This window comes from Flammeovirga sp. SJP92 (assembly GCF_001583495.1).
Lineage (GTDB): Bacteria > Bacteroidota > Bacteroidia > Cytophagales > Flammeovirgaceae > Flammeovirga.
Map to the genome: position 1 here is coordinate 1 of NZ_LQAQ01000029.1, position 1,368 is coordinate 1,368.

General features: G+C 40.5%; 2 protein-coding genes. Both read right to left on the minus strand.

The genetic code is table 11. The features are described 5' to 3' along the window. On the minus strand, positions 1-254 hold a 254-nt coding region (locus AVL50_RS07240), incomplete at its 3' end, for a hypothetical protein (protein WP_157491189.1). A gap of 20 nt (positions 255-274) precedes the next feature. Further along, positions 275-1,368: hypothetical protein (locus AVL50_RS33310; protein ID WP_062615819.1), on the minus strand; the 1,094-nt coding region annotated here is incomplete at its 5' end.

The following is a 1,368-nucleotide window of genomic DNA, read 5'->3' on the forward strand; positions in this document are numbered from 1 at the left end:
TCAAAAGAGGCGTCAATCTCACCTCCTTCACCTTCAGCTGGCTTAGGTGCGAATTTCTCCCAATCAGAGTTGAGAATTCCCCCTTTCAGGATATACACCTCTCCAATTTCTTTCACATACACCTGCATACCTTCATATCGTACTGCGGCGGAGAAGTTGTTCAATTCCTCTAAGGTTTCAACGGTAGTTCTACTGTCAATAGGTCCGTCATGTAAAACATGAAAACCTTGTGGAAAGGCTAAATAATTAGGCATTTGTTGTTAAGTTTTTGGGTTTAAAATTGAAAATTGTAATGCACCAGTTCATTGTATAGCAATACACCCTTGGTCACATACACTTCATATTTTTTGGGGTTGGCAAGAGAGGCATCGGCAACATCAATCTGCATGTTATCGAATGTTCCTAGAACATTCGCTCCAAGCCCTTCCTCATATGTAATAAGGCTTAGTTTTCCGTAAGTTGAGGGGTAAGCGAAAACTAAATACTGTTCCTTCCATTCTGTATTTAGGGCAATCCTTTGATTTTTTTTACCATCCAGTAATAACCCCAGTTGTCTTATCTCTTCACTTGATTGTGGAATGTGCTCTATCGCACCAAAAAATACACCTCTCTGTCCTTGTATTACTACGGTAGAAGACTGTACAGTACCTGCTTTAATAGTATTGGGCCATTCAATGCCATCAACTGAGGTTTTGAATCCTTCGCCTTGAAGATAGGACTGCTTCGCTCTGAATTCATTACGTCCAAAGATGTTTATTCGGTAAGAACCTGGTACATTACCCAAATACACACCGTTCTGATACAGTAATGTGGCCCCATAATCAGCCCCAGCATCATTTCTGTTATAATTGGAAGTGAAATTCACTTCAATTGTTGATCCTTCTTCAACGGTTTTTCCGGCTGGTGAAAGTGAGATGTCTGGAGGATAAAAGTTTGGTGCCGGTGAGGGCTTCCAAAGTCTCTTTTCAAATAACTCATTGACGGTTAAACCAATCACTTCCTCAGCTGGTGTACCTTTCGGTATACTGCCGAAATCCTCTAAAGTGGGAATTCCAATTGTGGTATGGAAAACACCGGATGACTGGTAACGCTGTCCGTCTATTTTAACGATATAACGAATGGATTGATCAATGGAAGGATCTCTGATTGCCTCTACTTCTATGATATAAACTGACTTACCGCCCTTCACCCTCAAAGATTGAGAAGGACCGTAAATGATTTTATCAAAAGCGATGACCAAATCGGCAGTTGTGTTTCTGTAAATGTATAGCTTGGCTCTTGATCCTGCATTGAGTCTGAAAAACTCAATATCAATTGCTTCATTAAACAAGGTCTCAAACTCAAAGTACTCTTTGCCTTGACAATCCA